2 rRNA genes are annotated in these 3,639 nt (G+C 50.6%); both read left to right on the top strand.

What is annotated here, in order from left to right:
• Positions 1–374 precede the first annotated feature (374 nt).
• Positions 375–3,250, top strand: a 23S ribosomal RNA gene (locus tag RMSM_RS07750).
• A gap of 128 nt (positions 3,251–3,378) precedes the next feature.
• Positions 3,379–3,487, top strand: a 5S ribosomal RNA gene (gene rrf / locus RMSM_RS07745).
• Positions 3,488–3,639 lie beyond the last annotated feature (152 nt).

The raw sequence follows: 3,639 nt of genomic DNA, 5'->3' as shown, positions 1-3,639 counted from the left end.
TGATATTTGACAATTTGGTTGTTTGGTAGTTGGCATCTGAAAGAGCACTACACTCGCAAGTAGAGCGGTTCAGCTCGGGACTCGGTCTCGGGAGGCTCTGTTTCAAACGCGAGAGAAGTGAAAACAAGTTCTGAGAAGCGTTGCCAGCGTCGACATTGGACTCACGCAGTTTACTGAGTGGGCTCTAATCGAAAGCGTTGGCAAGAATGTATTCTTATAGGATTCTGTGCAACGTGATTGCTGCAGTCAGTGAAGTTGTCTCGGAGGCGACCGAGTTAAAGCAGTGATCACCACATGTGATATCGTTAATCATAGAAACCAACGATCTTTCGCGTTCAATGGTGGTAACACACTTTTGAGTTCGGGATTTCGATGGCCAATCTATTAAGGGCACATGGGGGATGTCTTGGCGTTAGAAGAATGAAGGGCGTGGAAGTCTGCGAAATGCCTGGGGGAGTTGACAAACAAGCAATGATCCCGGGATTCCCGATTGCTGCCTGCTGAATCCATAGGCAGGTTAGTTACAACCTGGTGAACTGAAACATCTAAGTAACCAGAGGAAGAGAAAGAAAAATCGATACCGTCAGTAGCGGCGAGCGAAATCGGTATAGCCCAAACCGCGAAGGTTTCCTTCGCGGGGTTGTAGGACTTCGATATTGGATTGTGTGTTGTTAGTGGAAGATTCTGGAAAGGATCGCCATAGAGGGTGACAGCCCCGTACACGAAAATAAACATGCACCATAGGAGCACCTGAGTAGGTCCAGTCACGTGAAACCTGGACTGAATCCACGGGGACCATCCCGTAAGGCTAAATACTCTCTAACGACCGATAGCGTACCAGTAGCGTGAGTGAAAGGTGAGAAGAACCCCTGCTAGGGGAGGAATGTGAACCTGAAACCATGTGCCTACAAGCGGTCGGAGCACTATTTTAATGTGTGACGGCGTGCCTTTTGCATAATGATCCGGCGAGTTGTGGTATACGGCTTGGTTAAGTCCTTCCGGGACGAAGCCCAAGGGAAACCGAGTCTGAATAGGGCGAAATGTGTCGTATGCTGCAGACGCGAAACCTGTGTGATCTACCCATGAGCAGGTTGAAGCGCGGGTTAAACTGCGTGGAGGACCGAACCCACTTAGGTTGAAAACTGAGGGGATGACTTGTGGGGAGGACTGAAAGTGTAATCAAACCAGGAGATAGCTCGTTCTCTCCGAAATATCTTGAGGGATAGCGTCGAGGCAACTACTTTGCGGGGGTAGAGATACTGAATCGGATGGGGGCCCTTCCCGGGGTACCTCACCGAACCAAACTCCGAATACCGCAAAGACTATCTCGGCAGTCAGTCCCTGGGGGATAAGCTCCAGGGTCGAGAGGGAAACAACCCAGATCGCCTGCTAAGGTCCCGAAGTTTTACTTAGTCACTAAGGAAGTTGAAATGCTGTGACAGCTGGGATGTTGGCTTAGAAGCAGCCACCATTTAAAAAGTGCGTAACAGCTTACCAGTCGAGCATTTCTGCGCCGATAATGAACGGGAGTAAGTAAAACACCGAAGCAGCGGATTCTAGTTTACTAGAGTGGTAGGAGAGCGCCGATGACGAGATACAAGCCGTACGGTAACGAGCGGTGTTGGCGTCATCGGGTGATTATGCCGGAATGAGTAACGATAAAATAGGTGAGAATCCTATTCGCCGAAAGCCTAAGGTTTCCTGGGGAAGGCAATTCCGCCCAGGGTTAGCCGGTACCTTACCCGAGGCTGAAAAGCGTAGGGGATGGATAACAGGTCAATATTCCTGTGCCGGTTGTGTATCTAATCGCAGGGACGGCGTCCGGAAAGTGAGCGGTACGAATAGAAATGTCCGTAGCGAACACTGAGGTGTTGGGGATTAAAAGACCCGACATAAGCCAAGGTATAGCTCGAGAGCGTTTAAGTTCTCGAAGTCATTGGAAGGACGTCCAAGAAAAGCTGCGAAGTTAAGCAACTGACCGTACTAAAACTGACACAGGTAGGCGAGATGAGAATTCTAAGGCGCTCGGGAGAACTGTGGTTAAGGAACTCTGCAAAATGGCCCCGTAAGTTCGCGATAAGGGGCGCCCACGCAAGTGGGCCACAGAAAATCGGCTCTAACGACTGTTTATCAAAAACACAGGTCTCTGCTAACACGCAAGTGGATGTATAGAGACTGACGCCTGCCCGGTGTTGGTAGGTTAAGGAAGACGGTTAGCCTCACGGCGAAGCTGGCGACCGAAGCCCCAATAAACGGCGGCCCTAACTATGAGGGTCCTAAGGTAGCGAAGTTCCTTGTCGGGTAAGTTCCGACCTGCATGAAAGGCGTAACGATTGGAGCACTGTCTCAACCACAGACCCGGTGAAATTGTAGTTGTGGTGAAGATGCCACATACCCGCGGTTAGACGGAAAGACCCCGTGAACCTTTACTGTAGGCTGATATTGGGTTGAGATATAATTTGTGTAGGATAGCTGGGAGGCTTTGAAGCAGGCACGCTAGTGCCCGTGGAGCCGTCGTTGAAATACCAGCCTGGTTATATTTTAATTCTAACTTCGATCCCCTGAATCGGGGCGAAGGACAATGTCAGTCGGGCAGTTTGACTGGGGCGGTCTCCTCCCAAAGAGTAACGGAGGAGTGCAAAGGTACACTCAGCCTGGTCGGTAATCAGGCGAAGAGAGTAAAGTTAGAAGTGTGCTTGACTGCGAGACCCATAAGTCGAGCAGGTACGAAAGTAGGTCTTAGTGATCCGGTAATCCCGAATGGAAGGGTTATCGCTCATCAGATAAAAGGTACTCCGGGGATAACAGGCTTATCGCATCCGAGCGTCCACAGCGGCGATGCGGTTTGGCACCTCGATGTCGGCTCATCACATCCTGGGGGTGTAGAAGCTCCCAAGGGTTTGGCTGTTCGCCAATGAAAGTGGTACGTGAGCTGGGTTCAGACCGTCGTGAGACAGGTCGGTCCCTATCTGCCGTGGGCGTACGAATCTTGAGGAGGTTCAACTTTAGTACGAGAGGATTTAGTTGGACGAAGCTCTGGTGTACCAGTTGTCGCGCTAGCGGCACGGCTGGATAGCTAACTTCGGAACGGATAAACGCTGAAAGCATCTAAGCGTGAAGCCCGCTCCAAGATTAGGATTCGTAGACATTAGTCGAAAGCCCCCAAGAAGACGACTTGGTTGATAGGCTGGGCGTGTAAGCACGGTAACGTGTTAAGCTAACCAGTACTAACGGGCGAAAGTTTGGCCATCGATATCCCGCACTCATGTTCTATAGGGATACATGGCTTCGACGAAGTGAATGAAAAGTCTTTCAGAAACAATAACAGCTACCAAACAATCTGGCGCACTTGCGGTGAAACACCCGCAAGTGTGTCTTTCCGGCGACCATATCAGAAAGGTCATACCTGTTCCCATCCCGAACACAGAAGTCAAGCTTTCTGAGCCGATGATAGTGCATACCAGCGTGAAAGTAGGTATTGCCGGATTTTTAAAACTCTCTTGTAGTTTCGCTGCAAGAGAGTTTTTTTATGCGCGGTCATAGTTCACCCTCCCCTTGGGAGGGTCGGCCGCTGAAAGCGGCCGGGGAGGGCTGGTGAAACCATGCGTGTACCGTCCATCTTCTAACACCACGAGCCCC

The sequence above is a fragment of the Rhodopirellula maiorica SM1 genome (assembly GCF_000346295.1).
Lineage (GTDB): Bacteria > Planctomycetota > Planctomycetia > Pirellulales > Pirellulaceae > Novipirellula > Novipirellula maiorica.
The sequence above is the reverse complement of the archived record's forward strand: the minus strand, read 5'-3'. Positions and strand labels throughout refer to the sequence as shown.